Annotated in this window: 23 protein-coding genes; 7 read left to right on the top strand and 16 right to left on the bottom strand. The window is 70.6% G+C overall.

From position 1 onward, the window contains the following. A complete protein-coding gene (locus ABD844_RS25260) occupies nucleotides 1-645 on the top strand; it encodes a response regulator (RefSeq protein ID WP_344882712.1) in 645 nt (214 codons plus the stop codon). Between the two features lie 30 nt (nucleotides 646-675). Here the strand turns inward: ABD844_RS25260 and ABD844_RS25255 are convergent, their stop codons facing one another. After that, nucleotides 676-1,959: a M14 family zinc carboxypeptidase gene (locus ABD844_RS25255; RefSeq protein WP_344882709.1), complete on the bottom strand. Its 1,284-nt coding sequence runs from the start codon at nucleotides 1,957-1,959 to the stop codon at nucleotides 676-678. Nucleotides 1,960-2,442: 483 nt separating this feature from the next. Here ABD844_RS25255 and ABD844_RS25250 point away from each other — a divergent pair, with 483 nt between their 5' ends. Continuing rightward, complete coding sequence (locus ABD844_RS25250; protein ID WP_344882706.1) at nucleotides 2,443-3,438, top strand: M14 family zinc carboxypeptidase; 996 nt, start codon at nucleotides 2,443-2,445, stop codon at nucleotides 3,436-3,438. Between the two features lie 112 nt (nucleotides 3,439-3,550). Beyond that, nucleotides 3,551-4,474, top strand: a complete 924-nt coding sequence (locus ABD844_RS25245) for an aminoglycoside phosphotransferase/kinase family protein (protein ID WP_344882703.1) — start codon at nucleotides 3,551-3,553, stop codon at nucleotides 4,472-4,474. Between the two features lie 37 nt (nucleotides 4,475-4,511). Here ABD844_RS25245 and ABD844_RS25240 read toward each other — a convergent pair whose 3' ends face one another. Then, nucleotides 4,512-5,942, bottom strand: a complete 1,431-nt coding sequence (locus tag ABD844_RS25240; protein WP_344882700.1) for an FAD-binding oxidoreductase — start codon at nucleotides 5,940-5,942, stop codon at nucleotides 4,512-4,514. A gap of 33 nt (nucleotides 5,943-5,975) precedes the next feature. Then, nucleotides 5,976-7,484 carry an MFS transporter gene (locus ABD844_RS25235; protein ID WP_425568649.1) on the bottom strand — a complete coding sequence of 503 codons (1,509 nt, stop codon included), beginning with the start codon at nucleotides 7,482-7,484 and terminating at the stop codon, nucleotides 5,976-5,978. A gap of 250 nt (nucleotides 7,485-7,734) precedes the next feature. On the opposite strand from ABD844_RS25235, the gene ABD844_RS25230 reads away from it, so the two are divergent. Further along, nucleotides 7,735-8,211, top strand: a complete 477-nt coding sequence (locus ABD844_RS25230; RefSeq protein WP_344882694.1) for a MarR family winged helix-turn-helix transcriptional regulator — start codon at nucleotides 7,735-7,737, stop codon at nucleotides 8,209-8,211. 104 nt (nucleotides 8,212-8,315) lie between these two features. Here ABD844_RS25230 and ABD844_RS25225 read toward each other — a convergent pair whose 3' ends face one another. After that, entirely contained in the window at nucleotides 8,316-9,431 is a 1,116-nt protein-coding gene (locus ABD844_RS25225; RefSeq protein ID WP_344882691.1) for a MerR family transcriptional regulator, read from the bottom strand. 384 nt (nucleotides 9,432-9,815) lie between these two features. On the opposite strand from ABD844_RS25225, the gene ABD844_RS25220 reads away from it, so the two are divergent. Both ABD844_RS25220 and ABD844_RS53240 read left to right on the top strand, forming a co-directional pair. Continuing rightward, nucleotides 9,816-10,382: a YciI family protein gene (locus ABD844_RS25220; protein ID WP_344882688.1), complete on the top strand. Its 567-nt coding sequence runs from the start codon at nucleotides 9,816-9,818 to the stop codon at nucleotides 10,380-10,382. 24 nt (nucleotides 10,383-10,406) lie between these two features. After that, on the top strand, nucleotides 10,407-10,661 hold the full coding sequence (locus tag ABD844_RS53240; RefSeq protein ID WP_425568646.1) for a DUF4333 domain-containing protein: 255 nt from the start codon (nucleotides 10,407-10,409) through the stop codon (nucleotides 10,659-10,661). 92 nt (nucleotides 10,662-10,753) lie between these two features. Here the strand turns inward: ABD844_RS53240 and ABD844_RS25215 are convergent, their stop codons facing one another. From ABD844_RS25215 to ABD844_RS25170, 10 genes are all read right to left on the bottom strand, one after another. Continuing rightward, nucleotides 10,754-12,133: an NAD-dependent succinate-semialdehyde dehydrogenase gene (locus tag ABD844_RS25215; protein ID WP_344882685.1), complete on the bottom strand. Its 1,380-nt coding sequence runs from the start codon at nucleotides 12,131-12,133 to the stop codon at nucleotides 10,754-10,756. Nucleotides 12,134-12,206: 73 nt separating this feature from the next. Then, the gene (locus ABD844_RS25210; RefSeq protein ID WP_344882682.1) at nucleotides 12,207-13,304 is read right to left on the bottom strand and encodes an iron-containing alcohol dehydrogenase family protein; all 1,098 of its coding nucleotides are present in this window, start codon (nucleotides 13,302-13,304) and stop codon (nucleotides 12,207-12,209) included. After that, a complete protein-coding gene (locus ABD844_RS25205; RefSeq protein ID WP_344882679.1) occupies nucleotides 13,301-14,224 on the bottom strand; it encodes an NAD(P)-dependent oxidoreductase in 924 nt (307 codons plus the stop codon). Before ABD844_RS25205 ends, ABD844_RS25210 begins: the two co-directional genes overlap by 4 nt. Next, complete coding sequence (locus ABD844_RS25200) at nucleotides 14,221-15,642, bottom strand: aldehyde dehydrogenase (protein ID WP_344882676.1); 1,422 nt, start codon at nucleotides 15,640-15,642, stop codon at nucleotides 14,221-14,223. Before ABD844_RS25200 ends, ABD844_RS25205 begins: the two co-directional genes overlap by 4 nt. Beyond that, the gene (locus tag ABD844_RS25195) at nucleotides 15,630-16,736 is read right to left on the bottom strand and encodes a mandelate racemase/muconate lactonizing enzyme family protein (protein ID WP_344882673.1); all 1,107 of its coding nucleotides are present in this window, start codon (nucleotides 16,734-16,736) and stop codon (nucleotides 15,630-15,632) included. The genes ABD844_RS25200 and ABD844_RS25195 overlap by 13 nt, the downstream gene beginning before the upstream one ends. Next, nucleotides 16,733-17,218, bottom strand: coding sequence for a formaldehyde-activating enzyme (fae, locus tag ABD844_RS25190; protein WP_344882887.1), 486 nt, complete (start codon nucleotides 17,216-17,218; stop codon nucleotides 16,733-16,735). Before fae ends, ABD844_RS25195 begins: the two co-directional genes overlap by 4 nt. Continuing rightward, nucleotides 17,218-18,135, bottom strand: coding sequence for a glycine betaine ABC transporter substrate-binding protein (locus ABD844_RS25185; RefSeq protein ID WP_344882671.1), 918 nt, complete (start codon nucleotides 18,133-18,135; stop codon nucleotides 17,218-17,220). Before ABD844_RS25185 ends, fae begins: the two co-directional genes overlap by 1 nt. Before the next feature lie 11 nt (nucleotides 18,136-18,146). Next, a complete protein-coding gene (locus tag ABD844_RS25180; protein WP_344882668.1) occupies nucleotides 18,147-18,866 on the bottom strand; it encodes an ABC transporter permease in 720 nt (239 codons plus the stop codon). Further along, a complete protein-coding gene (locus ABD844_RS25175; RefSeq protein ID WP_344882665.1) occupies nucleotides 18,856-19,800 on the bottom strand; it encodes an ABC transporter ATP-binding protein in 945 nt (314 codons plus the stop codon). The genes ABD844_RS25180 and ABD844_RS25175 overlap by 11 nt, the downstream gene beginning before the upstream one ends. After that, the gene (locus ABD844_RS25170) at nucleotides 19,793-20,440 is read right to left on the bottom strand and encodes an ABC transporter permease (RefSeq protein ID WP_344882662.1); all 648 of its coding nucleotides are present in this window, start codon (nucleotides 20,438-20,440) and stop codon (nucleotides 19,793-19,795) included. The genes ABD844_RS25175 and ABD844_RS25170 overlap by 8 nt, the downstream gene beginning before the upstream one ends. Before the next feature lie 87 nt (nucleotides 20,441-20,527). Here ABD844_RS25170 and ABD844_RS25165 point away from each other — a divergent pair, with 87 nt between their 5' ends. Further along, complete coding sequence (locus ABD844_RS25165) at nucleotides 20,528-21,322, top strand: IclR family transcriptional regulator (protein WP_344882659.1); 795 nt, start codon at nucleotides 20,528-20,530, stop codon at nucleotides 21,320-21,322. 66 nt (nucleotides 21,323-21,388) lie between these two features. Here the strand turns inward: ABD844_RS25165 and ABD844_RS25160 are convergent, their stop codons facing one another. Beyond that, nucleotides 21,389-21,577: a hypothetical protein gene (locus ABD844_RS25160; RefSeq protein ID WP_344882656.1), complete on the bottom strand. Its 189-nt coding sequence runs from the start codon at nucleotides 21,575-21,577 to the stop codon at nucleotides 21,389-21,391. Nucleotides 21,578-22,090: 513 nt separating this feature from the next. Next, nucleotides 22,091-22,382: hypothetical protein (locus ABD844_RS25155; protein ID WP_344882653.1), on the bottom strand; the 292-nt coding region annotated here is incomplete at its 5' end.

Raw genomic sequence — 22,382 nt, 5'->3', positions numbered from 1 at the left:
ATGCGCATCGTGATAGCCGAAGACGCCGTGCTGCTCAGGGAGGGCCTGCGCATGCTGCTCACCTCCCGCGGCCAGGAGGTGGTGGCCGCCGTCGGCGACGGCGACGCGCTGCGGGCGGCCGTCGCCGAACACCGTCCCGACATCGCCGTGGTCGACGTGCGCATGCCGCCTGCGCACACCGACGAGGGCCTGCGCGCGGCGATCCAGCTCCGCCGTGACCATCCCGAGGTCGGCGTGCTCGTGTTCTCCCAGTACATCGAGACGCGCTACGCCGCCCAGTTGCTCGCCGGCGGCGCCCAGGGGGTGGGATACCTGCTGAAGGAACGCGTCGCCGACGTCAAGGACTTCCTGGCCGCGCTCGACAGGATCGCGGCCGGGCAGACCGTCCTCGACCCCGAGGTCGTCACCCAGATCATGGGCGCCAGCAGGCGAACACAGGCCCTGGGCACGCTCACCCCCAGGGAACGCGAAGTGCTCGCCCTGATGGCGGAGGGACGCTCCAACAGCGCGATCGCCGAGGCGCTGTTCCTGTCGTACGGCTCGGTGGAGAAGCACGTGACGCAGATCTTCACCAAGCTCGGCCTGTCCCCATCGGACAACGACCACCGCCGGGTACTCGCCGTCCTGCACTACTTGCAGGCCTGAGCGCGGCGGCCCGCCGACCGGAGCCCCGGATCAGTCGGCGGCGGTGTCCCAGCCGTAGTCGGGCAGGTCGAAGAAGGCGTCACCGTCCAGGGAGTCGACGCTGCCGGAGGCCAGTCCGGTCATCAGCGACTCGATCCCGGTCCGCACCGCGTTGACGAACATGCCCTTGTGCCGCTGGCCCAGATCGTCCTGCTGGCCGCGTACCTCGAACAGGACGGTGCCGGTGCCGTTCAGGGCGAACGCCGATCGGCCCTGCCCGGCGTACTCGCGCGCGTCCGGGTGGAAGTAGCGGCCGACGGCGGCGAGCGGCGACTGCGAGCCGTACTTCTCGACCAGCCCGTTGAAGACGGAAAGCGCGTACCGGCGGGACTTGTCCTGGTCCAGGGCCGGCCATGCCGCCTGGTAGGCGGCGCCGTCCTGAACGCCGAGGGGCGGGTAGTCCAGCGAGAACGTGATGAGGTCGCCGTCCTGGGGCCCGCCGGTGACGCGGTCGCACGGGCCCATGTGGTGCAGGTCGATGTAGGCGTCCACGGCGCCCTTCTCCTGGCGCAGGCCGACGTACACGTCACGGATCGCGCGCGACTCGGGGGACAGGAAGAAACCGGCGCCGGTCTGCTCGCCCGGCAGGTCCGCCGCCCGCGGCACGTAGCCGAGATCGGGGTTGAAGTCGCGGTTGAGGTCGTAGCCCGGCAGGTCGATGCCGTCGCCGCTCAGGCTGTGGTACCAGGCCCGCGGGGCGTCCCGCAGTTGCGGGAACGCGGCCACGGTGTCGGCCCACGACAGTACGTTGACGCGCCGGTTGAGCTCGCCGCCGTCGGGGTTGACCATCGGCATGGCGACCAGCGTGATGTCCTCGAGGAGCTGACGCGTCCGCGCGTCGCCGCCGCTGCCGAGGTCCTTGAGTATCGCCAGCAGCGCCTCGGTGCCGGTGCGCTCGTTGCCGTGGATCGCCGAGGTCACCAGCAGCACCCGGTCGCCGGTCCCGGCGCGGGCCGCCCACAGCGGCCGGCCCTGCGGGGAACGGCCCGCGACCTCGACGTCGACCCGTCCGCCGCTGGTCTGCTCGATCTGCGCCAGCGCCTTGCCCACCTGCTCGTGATCGGACCAGCCGGACCAGGAGGGATCCTCCTGGGTCTTGCAGCTTCCCGGCCCTTCCTGGTCGAGCGCCCGCGCGGGCGACGTGACGGCGATCGACGCGGTCAAGGCCATCGTGACGGCGGCGGCGAGCATGCTCGTCCGGCGGTCGAAGAATCTCGGTAACGGGTTTCCCGCGTTCGCTTCGGCTTTTCCTGGAAACTGTTTGCGCAGACGCACTGCTGCTCCTCGCATAAATTAGCCAGACGCCCGCCAGGGGATGTTCGGCAGGTCCCTGACGGAAAGTCACCATTGACGTTTCCACGGTGATCGGCGCGGAACAAGTCCGGAATGCTGTCAGTTTCCTGAGTGTTCGGCGGGCTCCTGCGCCCGGCGGCAGGTCCCGGTTTTTCCGGGACACTTGCCAGCCTCGTACGGGTTTGTTACAAGGGTCATGGCGAAGCACGCAGGAAGGACGACCCATTCCGCCCCGCCGGGGCAGCCCTCTGCCTTGTTCGGCGTACATATCCCATGGGCGGCCACCGGCCACGGCGCGCCGGCATTCGTTCACCAACCCTCCCCCTTTGACGCCATATCGGGATCGGGAAAACCGCGGCCTCATATGGCGGTGACGCGCGCCCTGAAACCGCTTCGCCGGCGTAAATCGAAAGGAGACTGGTCTTGTTCTCGAAACGACGGGCAGCGATTGTCCTGGCCACTGTCATGAGCCTCACGACCTGGGGCACGACCCCGGCCTCGGCCGATCGTCCGACGCCTGGAGGCCCCTGGGTCCAGGACGCGCAGCAGGTCTCTCTCCAACGTCTGCACACCTACGACGAGCTCACCGCCGCGCTCCAGCGCCTGGAGCATCGCTCCAAGGGCGCGATCGAGGTGGAGTCGATCGGGAGAACGCACGAAGGCCGCGACATCTGGGCCGCGACCGTCGGCACCGGACCGGCCAAGGTGCTCTACATCACGCAGCAGCACGGCAACGAGCCCCTGGGCACGGAGGCGGCCCTGCAACTCCTGCAGCGGATCGGCGCATCTCAGGCCGGGTGGGCCGCTGACGTGCTCGACGACGTGACGCTGCGCATCGTCGTACGCGCGAACCCCGACGGCACCGAACGGTTCCAGCGGCAGAACGTCGACCCGGACTGCTCCGGCCCCTTCTGCCGGACCGGAGTGGGCTTCGACATCAACCGCTACCACGACCCCGCGATGTCCCCCGAGGCCAACCCGGTGCCGGAGTCGGCCGCGATCCAGCGGATGGTGCGCTCGTGGCGGCCCGACATCACCGTGGACTACCACCACCAGGGCAGCTACCGCCAGCCCGACGGCTCCCTGGACACCACCTCGATCCTGTGGCCCACCAACCCCGGGGTGACGCCGCAGGTCCTCGCCGACAGCAAGCGGGTCGCGGCCCTGATGCACACCTCGCTGGAGCAGTACGGCTTCGCCAACGTCAGCCTCTACCCCGGCGACTCCCTCCCCGGCATCGCCCGCAACTCCTTCGGCCTGCAGGGCAGCGCCAGCCTGCTGGTCGAGCTGCGCGGCGACCTCGGCCAGAAGTCCGCCGGGTACCTGATCCGCACCGCCTACGCCTCCATGTCCGCGCTGCTCCAAGCCGTCGCCGACGGCAGCCTCGCCACCGTGGACCCGGCGCTGGCCGACACCATCCCCGAGCGCGGCGAGCCGGTCGACCCGGACGACGAGGAGTGACCCGGCAACCGGCCGGAGACCGGACGCGGGCCTGCTGTCGTCTGACCCAGGCGAACCACGCCCGGAGCCGACACACGTGAGAAATCGCCACACACATGGCACAGTCCACACTGTGCTGACCAACGATCTGCCGGACTGGCTGCCCGCCTGGTGCCTCGACCACCTGGGCGGCGAACCCGCCCACGTGCTGTTCCTTCTCCGACAGACCTCGACCGTGTACGGTCTCCGGCTGACCGACGGCACGGAAGCCGTCGTCAAGGCCCGCACCGACGACGGCCGCGCCACGTCATGCGTCGCGGCACAGGCCCGGCTGGCCGAACGCGGGTTCTCGTGCGCCCGGCCGCTCACGCCCGTGGCCGGCGTCGGTTCGCTGGCCGTGCACGCCGAGGAGCACCGCCCCGGCGGCCACGTGCTGCACGGGGACTCGCCGGACGTCGCCGTACGCTACGCGGAGGTGTTCGCCCGGCTGATGACCGCGCTGGCCGACGACGTGACCGTCGCGCCGCCGCTGCCGAATCCGCGCTGGGTCCGCTGGGACCACACCGGCCCTGGGGTGTGGTCGGCGATCCGGCTCCTCGACGAGCGGGACCAGAGCGTCGTGCCCGCGTACGTCGTCGACACGGCCCGCCGGGCCCGCACGCGGATCCTGGCCGCCGGCCTGCCGTGCGTACTGGGCCACGCCGACTTCGAGGCCCAGAACCTCCGATGGCACGGCCTGGAGGTGTGGGCCGTGCACGACTGGGACAGCCTGGCCTGGCTACCCGAGGCGGCGCTGGCGGGAGCGGCGAGCGGGGCCTTCGCCAACGCAGGACCGCCCACACTGGCGCCCATCGAGAGCTCCGCGGCCTTCCTCGCGGCCTACCAGGACATCCGAGGACGCCCGTTCACCACCGCGGAACAGCAGATCGCATGGGCGGCCAGCCTCTGGCCGGCAGCGCACAACGCCCGATGGGAAGCACTGCACGGCCACACCCCGGTGGCCGGCGACGCGCTGCGAGCACAGGCACCCGAACGCCTGCGCCGAGCGAACGCCTGACACCAGCCCACCGAACACCCGCCCACGTCCGCCCTCTTCAGGATCGGACGCGCTCACCCTCGCCGAGCGGCAGGATGTTGTGGTTGATCCGGAAAAGCCGACCCGGGTCGTAACCCGCCTTCAACGCGCCCAGCCGCCGGTAATCCGCCTCACCGTAGGCCCGCCGAACCCGCTCGGGCGCCGAGTCGTGGTCGAACAGGAACCCCGGCAGCATGGCACCGGTGTCCCACCGCCCCAGCCGCTCCAGCACCCCATCGGCGATCTCGCGCACATCGACCCCCTCGGCCAGAGCCGGCAACCGCATCCACAGCAGGAAGGCCGCCCCCTGCGTACTGACCGCGTGCGGGCGGCCGGGCGACCGGTCCAGCGCCCCGCCCAGGTGACGCAGCTCGATACCCGGGAACGGCCCCTCCGACACCGAAGGATCGATGAACGAGACCAGCTCCGCCACCGCCTCCTCATCCAGCTCGCCCAGCAACGCGCTGCGCAGGTGCGTCCTGACCGGGCCCTTGGGGTCCTGGTAGATCTCGGTGATCCCCGTGTACGGCACGACGCCGCAGGTGTCCTTCTCCGGACCGAGCGCACGCAACGGCTCCACCAGCCGCGCACCCTGCTCCGCCTCCCCCACATAAACCACCCGCACCTGCACGAACGCACGCCCACGGAACTCCCCGGGCAGTTGCGGCACGTCAGGGAAGCGCACCAGCGTCACGGACGACGACATCTCCTCCGGCAGCCCCTTGGCCCAGGCCAGATAGGAGCCGAGCACACGGGCCGCCCGCACGGGATCCTCACCCGGATAGAAAAGCTCACCCCCGTAGACCGTACGCAGTGGCAGCAACTCGATCTCGGCCGCCACCACGACACCGAAGTTGCCCTTGCCACCCCGCACCGCCCAGAACAGATCAGGCTCCCGATCAGGCGAAACGGTACGGAGCACGCCATCGGCAGTGACGACGTCCAGCGAGCGGACGTGCCCAGCGGCGAAACCGTACGTACGGCAGACCAGCGGAAGCCCGCCACCGGTCAGGAAGCCCATCACCCCCACCTGACCGGAGGAGCCGCACAAAGGCGCAAGGCCGTGCTCGGCCGCCGCGGCGAGCACCTCACCCCACCGCAGCCCGGCCCCGATCCTCGCGGTACCGGCCCGCGCGTCCACCGACAACTCACGCAACTCCCCGGTGGCGATGAACACGGCCCCATCCGCGGGCACCGACTTGCCGTGCCCGGTCGACTGCACCGCGACCGGGCGTCCCACCCGCGCCGCGAACCGGACGGCGGCGACCACGTCCTCGGCGTCCGCGGCGACCACGACCGCCGCCGGCCGGTGCTCGACCGTCAGCAACCACCCGGAGCACGCCGCCGCGAAGCCCTCCTCACCCGGATACAGCGTGCGCCCCCGAACCACCGTGCCCAGACCCGCCACATCGTCGGCCGCGGCGGAGTCCGTGTCCAGCATGTCCGTCATCTCACTCACCTCAGTCATCCGCGTTTCCCACCGTCAGTTGTGCGCCTCGTCGAGAGGCCTCGCCGCCTCGTCACCCTCCACCGCAGGCGGCGGAGCGCCCGGCGTCCGCGCGTTGCGCAGCAGGAACGCCGCAGCGGCGGCCAGCAGCACGGCCAGCACCGCACCGACGATCGCGGTCGTCCGCAGGCCGTGCACGAACGCCTCACGAGCCACCGCCAGCAGCGCGGAGCCCTGAACGGCCGGCAGCTCCCGGGCCACGGTGACCGCGGCGGCGAGGGTGTTCCTGGCCGTCTCGGCAACGGCGGCGGGGAGCCCGTCGGGCAGCCCCCCGACCAGGTTCGCCCGGTACACCGCGAAGCCGACGCTGCCGATCACCGCGACACCCAGCGCGGCTCCGAGCTCGGTGCCGGTCGAGGCCATCGCGGACGCGGCACCGGCCCGCTCGGGCGGCGCGGCACCCACGATCAGCCCGGTGCCCAGCGAGATCATCGGCCCGAGCCCGAGCCCGATGACCGCCGCCCCCGCCACCGCCACATACAGATCGGACGGACCACCCACCCAGGCCAGCGCCGCCATGCCCACCGCGGCGACCAGCAGGCCACCGGCGAGCAGCGTGCTCAGCTTCATGCGGCTCACCAGGGCAGGAGCCCCCATGGCGCCGATCATGACCGCGACCGTGGTGGGCAACGACCAGAGTCCGGCCTGGAACGGGGGCAGCCCGCGTACCAACTGCAAGTACTGCATGACGAAGAACTGCGAGGCCGCGGAGAGCAAGGTGGCCAGCACGAGCATCCCGAGCGCAGTGCCGAACACGCCGCCGCGAAACAGCGAGAGGTCGACCAGCGGCTGCCGGAGCCGTCCCTGACGACGGACGAACAGCACCGCCAGCACCAACCCGGCGACGACGGCGACGCCCGAATCGGGGCGCAGGCCGTCCTCGGCGATCCGCTTGAGACCGAAGACCAACGCGAGGACTCCGGCGATCGACATGATCGCGCTGATGAGATCCGGGCGGGCGACCGACTCGTCCCGGTACTCCGGCAGCACCAACGGACCGAACACGACCAGCAGCAACATCACCGGCACGCCCAGCAGGAAGACCGAACCCCACCCGAACGCCTCCAGGAACGCACCGCCGACCAGCGGCCCGATCACCGTGCCGAGACCGAAGAACCCGGTCCAGGCCCCGATCGCCGCGCCCTGCTGCCCGGGATCCCGAAACATGATCCGGATCAGCGAGAGGGTGGAAGGCATCAGCGTGGAACCCGCGATGCCCAGCAACGCCCGCGCCGCGATGAGCATCGCCACGTTGACCGCGAACGCCGACAGCACCGAGGCCACCCCGAACGCGACCGCGCCGATCAGCAGCAGCCGCCGGCGGCCGACCCTGTCGCCGATCGCGCCCATGGTGATGAGACAGCCCGCGATGAGGAACCCGTAGACGTCCACGATCCACAACAACTCGGTGCTACCGGGCCGCAGGTCGGCGGTGAGCGCGGGCAGCGCCAGATGCAGCACGGTCAGGTCCATGGCGATGAGCATGGTGGGCAGCGCGAGGACCGCCAGCCCCAGCCATTCCCGCCGGGTCGCCCTACCGGCCCCGGCACTCAACGGAACCTCCTGGCCGCGCGGCGGCGTGGTGAAGGCGGCACACGATCCCCCGCCTCGAGGGTGGTTGTGCTCACGAGAGATCACACCTCTACACGATCGAAAATGTTGGGCCAACCAACGTTGGCATAACCAACAATACACACAACCGTGGGTACGGCCAACAACTTGCTAAATTGCCCCCATGCCCACCACAGACGGCACACCACCGCCACAGCGCATGCGCACACTGCCCAGCAGACTGACCAACCAGGCAGCCCAAATCGCCAACCGAATCGTCGACCAGGCACTCGCCCAAGCCGACGTACGCCGCTACCACTACTTCCTGCTCGCCACACTGGAGGAGTACGGCCCAGCCAGCCAAGCCACCCTCGGCCGCCGCACCGGCATCGACCGCAGCGACATGGTCGCCATCGTCAACGACCTCGCCGAACGACAACTCCTCCAACGCACACCCGACCCACAAGACCGCCGACGCAACATCATCACCATCACCCCGGCAGGCCGCACCCAACTCACCCACCTCGACCGACTACTCGCCACCGCCCAGGACGAATACCTCGCCCCACTCCCCCCAACCGACCGGCAGCACCTGATCGACCTCCTCATCCGCATCACCGACCACCACGACGACAGCCGAAAACACACCACCCCCTCATGACCACGAGTGCGAGCCCACCCGAAACCTGACCACCGAACACCCGACCGAGCGGCCACCCGACCTGGACCACACCTCGCCCCGCCCGACCGACGCTGCGACGCGGTTCAAGCAATGAGCAGGCGAAGGCCGAGATCAGCCGCCTCAAGGTCAGCGAGGTCACCATTGCGCTCGACCCACCGACCGGAGGCGAGATCGTCACCCAGGCTTCGCACCGCCCGCCGCTCAGCCTCCGGCCCGACCCGCGTCCACACCGACATCGCACGGCGCACCCGATCCTCCAGATACGCCGCCGGCCGACGCCAGTACGCCTCGAACAACCCATCAGCGCAATCCCACGGAATCGGCACCGGCTCAACACGGGCACCGATCGCGCCGGCCATCCCAGCAAGCGAGGGAAACTCTGCGAGGACGACGGCGAACTCGGGCAGATAATCGCGCGTCAGCCAGAACCGGTCCCGCCAACCGGGCTCATCAGTGTCGAACGTCAGCACCACCACCCGGCGAGCCACGCGCCGCATCTCACGCAGCCCCGCAATCGGATCCCGCCAGTGATGAACGGTCGAAACGGCCATCGCAACGTCGAAAGACCGATCCCCGAACGGCAGACTCTCCGCAGCGGCCGCCACGCACGGCGCCGACCCCGCAGGCCGCTGCCCCCGCATCACCGCCGACGGCTCCACCGCGGTCACGTCCCGATCAGCAGGCTCGTAGGAGCCGGTACCGGCCCCCACATTCAGCACCGTCCGCGCGTCCCCGAGCGCGTCCCAGATCTGCGCCGCGATCCGCGGCTCGGTACGCCGCGTCGCAGGGTAAGCACCGCCGATCACGTCGTACAACCGCGCACCGAGCATCTCCAGTTGCTCCTCCGGCGTCACCTCGACTCCCTTCGCCCGCGCCGCAAGCTCCCTGTCGATGGCCGCCACCATGGCGTCAGCACGATCACGCCGCTCCAGCAGCAGACCGCGCAGCCGGCGCAGATGCGCGACCGCGTCGGCGGACGGGTCGCCGACCAGCTCCGCAACCTCCCGCAGCCCGAAACCCAACCGCCGATAGGCCAGCACCTCCCGCAACCGCTCCACATCACCCGCCGAATAGGCCCGGTACCCGACCGCCGTCCGCGCCGACGGCCGAACGAGCCCGATCTCGTCATAGTGATGCAGCGTGCGGACGCTCACACCGGCCAACCCGGCCACGTGTCCCACGGTCCAGTGATCCTCCACCCCACCGACTATGCAGCCTGACGCCACGTAAGGGTCAACAACCCCACGATCATCCGGCACACGTGCTTCACCTCGGCCGCCGTCGTCGCCGGCTGACCTCAAGCCAGCCTCCACTCCGGAGTCAGCACCTCCAATTTGACCGACTACTGAGTAGCGGCCGATCTATCCAGCTCGGCGAGGAGACCTCCGCCCGCATCACCGCCGAAGCCCACCTCACCCAGCGGCGTTCGGAGACCTCATCAGCGCAGGTCAGCGAAGTCCAACCGACAACTCCCCGAGACCGCACTCGCTTTGGAAGATGGACGGGCGAAGCCCGTGCCGTTTGGGTTTCGAGAGTGGAATTCGCTCGAACCCGCGCCCTTTACATTGTAGATTTCTAAGGTCATGGTAGGAACACTCGGCATGGAGTTCTTCTGCTATCACCGTGATCGGCCCGACTCGGCGGAGCTGCGTGGCACGCTGGTCGAAGCGCACTGGTCCTACATGGACCGGTACGCGGCGGAGCTGATCGCCCGTGGCCCGACCCTCGTCCGCGGCAGTGAGACGGCCAGCGGCAGCGTCCACATCGTCGACCTGCCGGATCTCGCCGCCGCGCGCGCTTTCGTCTTCGACGAGCCCAACTACCAGGCCGGTGTGTACCGGGACGTGCTGTTGCGGCGATGGCGCAACGTGTTGGGGCGCACCATGTGGGATTTCCCCGGCGGGCGAGAGGGCGGCAACCGGTATCTGGTGCTGGGCTTCGGCTCGGGGCAGCCGGCCGACCTCGTCCCGGCGGCCGACCGGGACGAGCTGATCGCGTACGGGCCGCTGCTGTCCGACGACGGCAGCACCTGGCTGGGTACGGCGCTGCTGGTCCGGGCGCCGGACCCGGATGCGGCGCGTGCCGTCCTGACCCTGGACCGGTACGCCGACGTCGAGGTCCACGACTGGGAGTTCGGCGGGCGACGGTAGTGAGCCCTCTCCCCCGCCCTCCCTGTGCAACCCGCGGTCGCCCTCCCGCGTCAGGCCGATGAAAGCGTGACGACATGGGGAGCTGCGAGGGTCGGTCAGCGTCCGAAGACCGTGCTCTGCCCGGGTGACCTGGAGGCGACGGCGGGGGCCAGCCTGCGGTGTCAGCTCGAAGCCGACGACGGGACCAGGTTCGGCCTGAGGGCGACCGTCAAGTCCGCCGAGGGGCAGCCGGTGAAGTTTGACATCAAGGTCGACGATCGACCGGCGACCGGTTCCTGACCTGTCTGTGCTGTTCGAGCGGTTTCGCCCGCCTCCTCCAGAGAGCACGCCACCGCGGCCGATCAGGCGCGATCGGCCGCGGCGGCGTGCGTCTACGGATGGAGGTCGACCGCGAGGTACTTGGTCGACAGGTACTCCTCGATCCCCTCGAAACCGCCCTCCCGGCCCAGGCCCGACTGCTTGACGCCGCCGAAGGGGGCCGCGGCGTTGGACACCAGGCCGCGGTTGATCCCCACCATCCCGGTCTCCAGGCGCTCCCCGACGCGTACGGCGCGGGCCAGGTCCCGGGTGTAGAGGTAGGCGACGAGGCCGTAGGGGGTGTCGTTGGCCATGGCCAGCGCGGTCGGCTCGTCCTCGAAGACGCTGATGGGCGCGACCGGGCCGAAGATCTCCTCGCGGTGGAGGCGGGCGGCCTCGGGCACGTCGGCCAGAACCGTGGCCGGATAGTACGGCCCCGTGGCCTTGCCCCCGGCCAGCACGCGGGCGCCGTGGGCCACCGCGTCGTCGACGAGGGCGGCCACCCGGTCCAGTTGCCGCCGGTTGATCAGCGGGCCGAGCTGGGACCCGGGGTCGTCGCCGGGGCCGAGCCGTACCGACTCCATGCGTTCGGCGAGCCGGGCGGCGAACTCGTCGGCCACCGGCGCCTCGACCAGGAACCGGTTGGCGGCCACGCAGGACTGGCCGCCGTTGCGGAGCTTGGCCAGGACGGCGCCGTCGACCGCCGCCTCCAGGTCGGCGTCGGCGAAGACCAGGAAGGGGGCGTTGCCGCCGAGCTCCATCGAGGTGCGCAGCACGCCGTCCGCGGCCTGCGCCAGCAGCAGGCGGCCGACCTGGGTGGAGCCGGTGAACGAGAGCTTGCGCAGCCGCCCGTCGGCCAGCAGGCGTTCGACGACCGGCGCCGGGCGGCTGGTGGTGACCACGTTCAGCACCCCGGGCGGGAGCCCGGCGTCGGCGAACACCCGCGCCAGGAGCAGGCACGACAGGGGTGTGTCCTCGGCCGGTTTCAGCACCGCCGTGCATCCGGCGGCCAGCGCGGGCCCGACCTTCCTGGTGATCATCGCCAGCGGGAAGTTCCACGGCGAGATGAGCAGGCAGGGGCCGACCGGCTGGCGGGTGGTGACGATGCGGAAGTCGCCGCCGGGGCTGGCCCGGTACTCCCCCGAGACGCGTACGGCCTCCTCCGCGAACCACAGCAGGAAGTCCGCCGCGTAGTGCACCTCCGCCCGTGACTCGGCCAGCGGCTTGCCCATCTCGCGGGTGATGAGCAGCGCGAACTCCTCGATCCGGGAGAGCAGCCCGGCCCGCGCGGCACGCAGGACCTCGGCTCGTTCCCGCGGCGGGGTGCCGGCCCAGGCCGCCTGAGCGGCCACGGCGGCGTCGAGCGCGGCGACCGCGTCCTCGGGGCCCGCGTCGTGGACCTCCTCGATCACCTCGCCGGTCGCCGGGTCCAGTACGGGGAAACGGCCGGTCACCAGGTCACCGTCCGTGCCGCAGGGCCCGCGTCGGGCCTTGGGGAGGAGCCGGGTCGACAGCTTGATCCGGTGGTCATCGCGCCTCCAGCAGGTTTCGCAGCTCGTCCTCGGTCGGCAGGCGGGGGGTGTTGGCGGTGACGGGGTCGGCGAGCGCGGCGGCGGCGATCTCCCCGGTCATGCCGGGCGTGCACCCGAGCGCGGCCGGGGTCGTCGCGACGCCGACCGCCTCGACGAAGTCGCGGACGGCCGCCACGGTCGCGCGCCCGTCGGCCCGTCCCAGCCCCAGGTCCAGCGCGACCTCCCCGTACGCCTCCCCGCAGGCGGGCAGGTTGAACTCCAGCACCTCGCCCAGGACGGACGCCAGCGCGAGCCCGTGCGCCGCGCCCGTCCGCGCGGTGATCGCATGGGCGAGGCCGTGGACGAGACCCAGCCCGGAGATGCTCAGCGCGAGCCCCGCCAGGTGGGCGCCGAGCAGCAGTTGCCCGCGTGCCTCCAGGTCGGAGCCGTCCTTGACGGCCACGGGCAGCCACCGGTGGACGAGGCGGACCGCGTGGTGGGCGTACGCCTCGGAGATCGGGTTGCGGCTGCGGGAGGTGAGCGACTCGATGCCGTGCACGAGCGCGTCCACGCCGGTGGCCGCGGTGACCCGGGCGGGCAGGCCGACGGTCAGCTCGGGGTCGAGGATGGAGACGATCGGCTGGGTGGTGGAGTTGCCCAGGTAGATCTTGCGACCGGCCTCCTCGATCACGCCGAAGCCGTTGGTCTCCGCGCCGGTGCCCGCGGTCGTGGGGATCGCGACGATCGGCAGGCCGGGACGCAGCCCCTCGGCGCGGTAGTCGAGGGCCGAGGCGGGCACGCCGGGGTTGGCCGCGCCGAGCGCCACGGCCTTGGCCGCGTCGAGGCTGGACCCGCCGCCGAGCGCCACGATCAGCTCGGCCCCTCCGGCGGCGGCGATGGCCTTGGCGACGGTGTCCACCGACGGGTTCGGCTCGACCTCGGTGAACGCCTGCGCGTCCGGCAGTACGGCGCGTACCCGGTCGAGGAGGCCCGCGGCGACGATGCCCGGGTCGGTGACCACGAGGACCCGGGCGGAACCGGCCGCCTCGGGGAGCCTGGCCAGGGAGCCGGGCCCGAAGTGCATGGTGCCCGTGGGGGTGAGCGTGAACGTCATGCCGCGTCTCCGATGCGCAGGTCGAGTCCGGCCAGTTCCTCGTACAGCCGCATGGGCGTCATCTCGCCCGCGAGGTCGCCGTAGCGGGCCCTGGCCCGCCGGAAGATCTGCTCCACCAGCGCCGACAACTCCACCGGGACCCCGACGTCGCGGCCGAGATCGACGGCCAGGCCGAGGTCCTTGCAGGCCAGCGCCATGGCGAAGGACTCGTCGTAGTCGCCGTCGCGCAGCACGCTGAGCACGTCCCGCTCCAGGAACGTGCTGTTGGCGGGGCTGGCGACCAGGGCATCGCGCAGGACGCCCAGGTCCACTCCGGCCTTCGCGCCCATGGTGAGCACCTCGGTCGTGGCCACGAGATGGGCGAACCAGAGGAGGTTGAGCATGAGCTTGACGGTGTATCCGGCGCCGTGCGGGCCGACGTGCAGGATCGTCGACCCCATGGCCTGGAGCACCGGCAGATGCCGCTCGTAGAGTGCAGGCGGGCCGCCGACGAAGATCTGCAGCGTGCCGTTCCTGGCGCCCTTGGCCATGCCGCTGACCGGCGCGTCCAGCCGGTCCTGGGTGAAGGGCCTGGCGGCCTCCGGTGTGGAGGTGGACATGTCGATCCAGGTCGCGCCGGGCTTGAGCGTCACCCGGCTCAGCACGGCGGTGACCTGCTTGGGGCCGGGGAGCATGGTGATCAGCACGTCGGCGTCCGCGACGGCCTCGCCCACCGAGTCCGCCCAGCGCGCCCCCAGGTCGAGGTGCTCGGCGGCGGACTCGCGGCGCAGGTCGTGCACGGTCAGGTGATGTCCGGCTCTGAGGAGGTTGCGGGCCATGGGCCCGCCCATGTGGCCCAGTCCGACGAACGCGATGTTCACGGCGTCGTTCGCGGCGTCGTTCGCGGTGGTGTCCTCGGTGGTGTTCACGGTGGTGTTCACAGCGCGATCCAGGTGGTCTTGAGAGCTGAGTAGGCGTCCAGGGCGTGCAGGCTCTTGTCGCGGCCGGTGCCGGTGTCCTTGAACCCGCCGAACGGGGTGATGACGTCGCTGGCGTCGAAGGTGTTGACCCAGACGGTGCCCGCGCGCAACTGCCGGGCGACGCGGTGGGCGCGGCCGACGTCGCTGGTCCACACGCTCGCGGCCAGGCCGTAGCGGGTGTCGTTGGCCAGTCGTACGGCTTCGGCCTCGGAGGAGCAGGTGATCACGGACAGGACCGGGCCGAAGATCTCCTCCTGGGCGATGCGCATGTCGTTGCGGACACCGTCAAAGATCGTCGGCTGGACGTAGAGGCCGTCGGCGTGGCCACCCGCGACCAGGCGGGCGCCTTCGGCCAGCCCGAGGTCGATGTAGCCGAGCACGCGGTCGGCCTGGGCCCGGTCGACGAGGGGGCCCATGGTGGTGGCGGGGTCGAGCGGGTCTCCGACGGTGAAGGTGACCTTCAGCATCGCCTCCACCAGCTCGTCCTTGATCCGCTCGGACACGATCACGCGGGATCCGGCGTTGCAGGTCTGGCCCGCGTTGTAGAAGATGCCCCAGGCGATGGCCGAGGCGGCGGCCTCCAGGTCGCCGACGTCGTCCAGGACGACCTGCGGGGACTTGCCGCCGGCCTCGATCGACACGCTCTTGCCGTTCGACTCGGCCGAGTACCTGAGGAAGTGGCGGGCCACCTCAGGCGAGCCGGTGAAGGCGATCTTGTCCACGTCGGGATGGCGGCCCAGGGCGGCCCCGGCGGTCTCGCCGAAGCCGGTGACCACGTTGAACACGCCGTCCGGGATCCCGGCCTCGGCGGCCAGCCTGGCCATCAGCAGCGCCGACAGCGGCGACTGCTCGGCGGGCTTGAGCACGACGCTGTTGCCCATGGCCAGCGCGGGCGCGATCTTCCACGAGCTGATGATCATCGGGTAGTTCCACGGCACCACGGCGCCCACCACGCCCAGGGGTTCCCGGGTGACCAGGGCGAGCGCGTCCCGTCCCGTGGGGGCGATCTCGTCGTAGGTCTTGTCGACGGCCTCGCCGTACCACTGGAGACAGGTCGCGGCGCCCTCGACGTCCACCCGGCGCGACTCGCCGATGGGCTTGCCGACGTCGAGGGTCTCGAGCTGCGCCAGCTCCTCGCGGTGCTCGCGCAGCAGGTCGGCGAAGCGCAGCAGGACCCGCTTGCGTTCGCGGGGCGGCAGGTCGCGCCAGCGTCCGTCGTCGAAGGCGCGCCGCGCCGCGGCCACCGCCCGGTCGACGTCGGGCGCGTCACCGGCGGCGACGTGGGCCAGCACGGACCCGTCGCGCGGCGTGCGGTCCTCGAACGTCTTCCCGTCGGCCGCCTCGACGAACGCGCCGTCGATGAACATCAGATTCTCCAACGTTCCACTTCTTCCTCGTCCAGCACGGCGCCGATGCCGGGCACCTGCGGCACCTCGACGTAGCCGTCGGCGGTCACGTTCACGGGCTCAGCGAGCATGAAGTCCCGCCGCTCGGGTGTCCAGCCGGGCGGGTCGTACGGGAACTCGAAGTACGGCCCGCCCCCCACCCCCGCCGCGACGTGCAGGTTGGCCAGCACGCCGATGCCGTTGGTCCAACTGTGCGGGGTGAACATGCGGTGCCGCAGTTGGGCGACCTCGGCGATGGTACGGGCGCGCTGCATGCCGACGGCCAGCACCACGTCCATCTGGTACACGTCGAGCGCGTCGTGCTCCAGGTAGGACAGCAGGTCGCTGGTGGAGGGCAGCATCTCCCCCGCCGCGATCCGCATCCCCGTCTCGGCCCGCAGCGTCCGCAGCCCGGCCATGTCCTGGTACGGCAGCGGCTCCTCCACCCAGAAGACGCCCAGGTCGCGCAGCCTCTCCACGACGGAGCGGACGGCGGCGAAGTCGAGGGCGGGCTCGACGTCCCCGGCCATGCGCCACGCCTGGTTGAGGTCCACCATGATCTCGAAGCCGTCGCCGAGCGCCTCCCGCACCCGGCGGACGGTCTGGACGCCCTCCTCGATGCCGTTGCGGTCGATGCGGATCTTCATGGCGGAGAACCCGCGCTCCCGGGCGGCCAGCGCCGACTCCACGCGCTGACCGGGAGACTGGAGCTCACCGCTGGAGGCGTAGGCGCGCAGCCGCTTGTGCACGTTGCCGAAGATGGTGGCCACGGGCAGCCCGGCGACCTTGCCGACGATGTCCCAGAGGGCGACCTCCAGCGGCCAGTAGCGGCCGGCGTGGAAGTTCATCGTCTCGATGGCCCGCACGTGGCGGGTGATGTCGAGCGGGTCGGTGCCGAGGAAGAGGTGCTCGAACGCCTCGAAGCCGTCCATCGTGTCGCCGGAGCCGATGCCGGTCACGCCCTCGTCGGTCTCGACGCGCACGATGGTGGCGTCGAAGTGCCGGCGCGGCACGGGGTCCCAGGCCGCGTGGAACGGCGGGTCGAGCCGGAGCCTGAGCCGGTCGAGCCGGATGGCGGTGATCTTCATGCGGTGTAGAAGGGGTTGGCCGGGTTGTGCCGGGCGGCGAGCACCTCGTCCAGGGCGGGTGCGCCGGAGGCTCCGGCGGCCAGGGCCCGGCGGGTGGCGGTCCGGTTGTTGGCGTAGACGGCGTCGGCGTCCTCGGCGTCGGGGTTCACCCATACCGCGGCGATCAGGACGAGTCCCTGGGGGTCGTCGATGACTCCGTCCGCCACCGCGTCGGCCACTCCCGCAGCCACTCCGGCCTGTGCCGGGCCCCAGGTGAGGTTGCCGTGCGAAGGTCCGGCGATGGCCGCCTTGTTGACGAACAGGGTCATCGGCTGGACGGGCAGCGACGGCCTCAGCACGGCCACGAACGGCGCGTGCCCCTGGCTCGGCGTGGCCAGCGCGGTGGCCCAGGCAGTGCCCACCGGGCCGGAGCGGGCGCCGAGCACGGTGTTGACGTGCGCGGCCTCCGCCCCCTCTCCGACGAAGCTCTCCCCGATCTGCATCACTTGAGCAGCCCTTCCTTTTCCAGCCAGTCCTTGGCCACGTCGGCCGCGTCCTCGCCGTCGACGTCCACCTGGGCGTTGAGCCCCTGCATGACCTCGGTGGTGAGCTTCTGGCCGAGCGGGGCGAGGATCTGGGCGATCTGCGGATACTTGGTCAGCGTCTCCGTCTTGAGCGTGGGGGCGCCCTGGTAGACGGGGAAGAACTTCTTGTCGTCCTGAAGGACGGTCAGGCCGAGCGCCTTGATCCGGCCGTCGGTGGTGAACACCTCGCCGAACGTGCAGGTCTGGCCCTTGTCGGTCTCGGTGTAGATGACGCCGGTGTCCAGGAGCTTGACGTCGTCCTTGGGAACGGTCAGGCCGTAGGCGGACAGCAGGCCCGGCAGGCCGTCGTTGCGGTTGGCGAACTCGCTCTCCACGCAGATCGTCGGCTTGTCGACGCCGGTCAGGTCCGACAGCTTGGTGACGCCGAGCTGGGTGGCCTTCTCGCTGGCCAGAGCGAGCGCGTACGTGTTGTTGAAGCCGGAGGCGGGCAGCCAGGTGACGCCGTTCTTGTCCTTGTCGGCCTTGGCCACCGCGTCGTACTGCTGGGCCGGGTCGGGGATCGGCTTGTCGTTGCCCAGGTAGGTGATCCAGGCGGTGCCGGTGTACTCCCAGTACAACTGGATCTCGCCGGCCTCCAGGGCCTTGCGGGTGTTGGCCGAGCCCTTGATCTCCTTCGCCTCCGCGTCGGCGCCGTGCGCCCTGAGCAGTTCGGCGGTGAGGTTGGCCAGGATGTTCTGCTCGGCGAAGTCCTTGGCGCCCACCACCAGCGTGGCGCCCTCCAGCTCGCCTCCCGTGCCGGAGGCCGGTTCTGGGCCGCCGCCGCAGGCGGTGAGGGTCAGCAGCGTGGCGGCCGCGAGGACGAGTGGTTTGAACATGAAGTGCTCCATCAGATGCCGTGGGGGCGGACGTACTTCTCGGCCAGCCCGGCCAGCCAGTCCAGGCCGAGGGCGATCACGGCGGTCAGCACGCCGCCGGTGACGAGGATGGGGGTGCGCTGCAGCTTGATCCCGGCGACGATGATGTCGCCGAGGCCGCCCGCGTTGATGAACGTGGCGACGGTGGCCAGGCCGACGCAGATGACGATCGTGGTGCGCAGCCCGGCCATCACGATCGGCACCGCCATCGGCAGCTCCAGCCTGCGCAGGATCTGCCCGCGGCTCATGCCCATGCCGCGCCCGGCCTCCAGCAGCGCGGGATCCACCTGCTGGATGCCCACGATGGTGTTGCGCAGCACGGGCAGCGCGGCGCTGAAGACCAGGGTGACGATCGCGATCGTGGTGCCGATGCCGTACAGGATCGACAGCAGCACCATCACGCCGAGCGCCGGGGCGGCCTGGCCCACGTTGGCGATCGCCATGACCACCGGTGTGAGCGGGCGGGCGAAGGGCCGGGTGAGCAGCACGCCGAGCGGGATCGAGACCAGCACGACCAGCGTCGTCGCCACCGCGGTCAGCAGCAGGTGCGACAGGGCGGCGTCGCGGATGAAGTCGGCGTTCAGCACGCGCGCCTCCATGCTGTCGAGCTGCCGCGACGACACCCACAGGTAGGTCGCGGCCAGCGCCGCCAGCAGCAGCAGGGGCAGGCCGAGCTGTCTCCTAACGTTCATGCCCGCCTCCGAGCAGGGCGCTGATCGCCGCGAAGTCCACGGTCCCGTCCCCGATCCGCACACGGGAGGTGCCGTGGCGGATCATCAGGTCCAGCGCGTCGCGGGCCGTCGCGTCCGGCGGCACGGCGGGCAGCCCGTCCGCCGAGCCCGGCTCGGTGGTCAGCTTGGCGACCGGGATGAGCGCCAGCCGCTTGAGCGCCGCCGCGGAGCCGACGAATCCGGCCACGTAGTCGTCGACCGGGTTGGCCAGGATCGCCTCCGGCGTGTCGTACTGCGCGATGCGCGAGCGCTCCCTCAGCACGGCGATCCGGTCGCCCAGCTTGACGGCCTCGTCGAAGTCGTGGGTGACGAAGACGATGGTCTTGCGCAGCTCGGCCTGCAGCCGCAGGAACTCGTTCTGCAGCCGTTCCCTGGTGATCGGGTCGGTGGCGCCGAACGGCTCGTCCATCAGCATCACCGGCGGGTCGGCCGCCAGCGCCCTGGCCACGCCCACCCGCTGCTGCTGGCCTCCGGACAACTGCCGGGGATAGCGGTCGCGGTAGCTCGACGGGTCGAGCCCGACCAGGTCGAGCAGCTCGTCGGAACGTTTGCGCGAGCGTTCCGCGCTCCAGCCGAGCAGGCCGGGCACGAGCGTGATGTTCTCCGCGATCGTCAGGTGCGGGAACAGCCCGATCTGCTGGATCACGTAGCCGATGTGGCGGCGCAGCTCGTTGGGCTCCCTGGCCAGCACGTCCTCGCCGCCCAGCAGGATCTGCCCGCTGGTCGGCTCGATCAGCCGGTTGATCATCTTCATCGTGGTGGTCTTGCCGCACCCCGACGGGCCGACGAAGACCACCAGCTCGCCCGCCGGGATGTCGAGGCTGACGGAGTCGACGGCGGGCTGCGACTGGCCGTCGTACTGTTTGGTCACCTGGATGAGCTTGATGTCAGACACGGAGCCCCCTGGGGGTGGTGGCGCGGCGGAGGCCGACGAAGGCCAGGTCGAAGAGGAGCGCCAGCAGCACCACGCCGAGGGTGCCCGCTACCGCCTGGTTGAGCGCGTTGGCGGAGCCGAGCCTGGCCAGCCCGGACAGGATCTCGTTGCCCAGGCCGGGACCCGCCACGTAGGCGGCGATCGTGGCGATCGCGAACAGCATCTGGGTCGAGACCCGGACCCCGGTGATGATCACCGGCCAGGCCAGCGGTAGCTGGATCCTGGCCACCACCTGCCGGTCGGTCAGCCCCATGCCCCTCGCCGACTCCAGGATGGCCGGGTCCACGCTGCGCAGCCCGGCGATGGTGTTGCGGACGATCGGCAGCAGGCTGTAGATGACCAGCGCCACCACCGTCGGCGCCCAGCCCAGCCCCAGCAGCGGGATCAGCAACGCCAGCAGTGCCAGCGAGGGAATGGTCAGCAGGGTCGCCGCCGTGGACACGGCGATCGTCCCGGCGCGGTCGCTGCGCCAGGTCAGCACTCCGACCGCGACACCGATCACGGTGGCGAGCAGGACGGAAAGCGTCACCACCGCGGCATGCTGAACGGCCAGCTCCAGGAGGTCGTCCCAACGACGTTCCAGATATCTGGAGAAGTCCATATCTCCTCCGTTTCAGGTGACGAAGACGTTAAATGTGTGTAAGCCTAGGGCGCAACACCTGTTGTTCATATGGCACCTGGAGGACGGATGGTCCGGACCAACGCCTCGGGCCTGCGCCGAGACCTCGAACTGCTCGACGTCCTCGCCACGTACGGCGGGACCGGGGGCGGGGTCGGGGTCGTGCGCGTGGCCGAGCTGGTCGGGCGGGAGAAGACGCAGGTCTCCAGGGCGCTGGCCTCCCTGGCCGAGGAGGGCCTGGTCGAGCGCGACCCCGACACCCTGGGCTACAGATTAGGGTGGCGGCTGTACGCGCTGGCCGCCCGCACCAGCGAGACCCGGCTCGTCGCCATCGCGGGGCCCTACCTGCGGCGGCTGGTCGCGCAGATCCACGAGACCGTCCACCTGTGCGTGCTGCGCGGCGGTGACGTGCTCACCCTGCTCAGCGAGTCGCCCTCGCACGCCTTTCGCGGGGTGGGCTGGGAGGGGATCAGCGTCGCCGTACCGGCCACCTCCGCCGGCCGGGTGCTGATCTCCGACTGGGAGCCGGACGCCGTACGCGACTGGTTCACCCCGGAACGGCTGGCCGCGGCGGGCGCCCTGCGGCTCGGCGGCACGGAGGCGCTGCTGGAGGAGCTCGCCAGGATCAGGATCCGCGGTTACGCGACCGTGGACGAGGAGTTCGAGGTGGGCGTCGTGGGCTGCTCCGCACCCGTACGCGATTTCCGGGGCCGCGTCGTGGCGGCACTCAACATCGCGGCGCCCAAGGGCCGCCTCGGCGACAAGCTCGACCTCGCGGGCCGCATCACCGCGAAGATCGCCGACGAGCTGACCGCCCGCCTCTCCAGCCCACCCGCCCAGCCCACCCAGGAACGCGGACGGTGATCCCCTGAGTGGTCGGGTGGGGCCGGGCTGGATGGCCGGGCCCCACCGCTGGGCGACAAGGGCGGGTCAAAGACGCGGGGCGAATGGCACGAGCGTCATGGGGTCGAAACCGTTGACGGTGAGGAAGACCAGTGCTGCCAGGAATGCGAGGAACGCGACCAGCTTGACGAGCGTTCGCAGGGCCTCGTTCGGGACCACGATCTGAGTGGCCTCGGTCTTCTTCTCCGGTTGCCCGGAGGGGATGTTGTGCTGCACGCAGAACTCTCCTTTGAGCTCAGCCCTTATGAGGCAGCCAGTCCCGGGAGAAGACTGTGGCGCGCAACTCGTGTGGCGGTTCACACCCACTCTGTTGCGTGCCCACGCACGCACTAAGTACGGTGTAGAGGAAGTTTTGCATGTACTTAGCGCTGGTTCCTCTCCTGCGGAGTCAGTTTCATGCGGGAACACGGGTCGCCGCGGCAACGGCGGCCCTTGTTCTTTTTTGCGGAGGTGCGGAGGGAGATCCCTCTTTGCCGTCGCATAACCAAGCGTAATTGGCCCGCCGCCGCTCCGCATCCGCAGGAATCCGAAGATCTCGTCAAGTTTCCACCTGTCCGGAGTCAGAGCTTCGCCAAGCCTTTTACGCGGCCTCCGCCGGGCGAAGTGAAAACACCGGCTAAATGCGAACGAAATACTCGAAACAATTACCGTGCACCGAATGCGCGTCCTTTGCGTGCGCGCCACATGTCGGCCCCGCAAAGTGGATTGTCCGGAGACGTCGCCGGGTTGTCACCGGCGTTCTTCCGCGCTCCGGCGAAGCACGACCGCGCCCGCCGCGACCCTCGGATAGAGCAGGGCCGCCGCCAGCACCAGCCCCGCCGCGGCGTACCAGGCCGTCGAGGTGCCGGAGGCGACGGCCAGCCAGCCGAACAGGACGGCGCCGCCCACGTTGCCCAACTGCTGGATCAGGGAGTCCATGGAGAGCACGGTGGCGCGCTCGGCCGACGAGACGCGGTTGTGCAGCAGGTCCATCCGCAGCGGGTCGATCAGGCCGATCCCGGTGTAGAGGCACCAGTATCCG

Origin of the sequence: Nonomuraea antimicrobica, from assembly GCF_039536965.1 — a bacterium.
Classification (GTDB): Bacteria; Actinomycetota; Actinomycetes; order Streptosporangiales; family Streptosporangiaceae; genus Nonomuraea; species Nonomuraea antimicrobica.
Note: the sequence above shows the minus strand (reverse complement) of the source record. Positions and strands in the feature narration are given on the sequence as shown.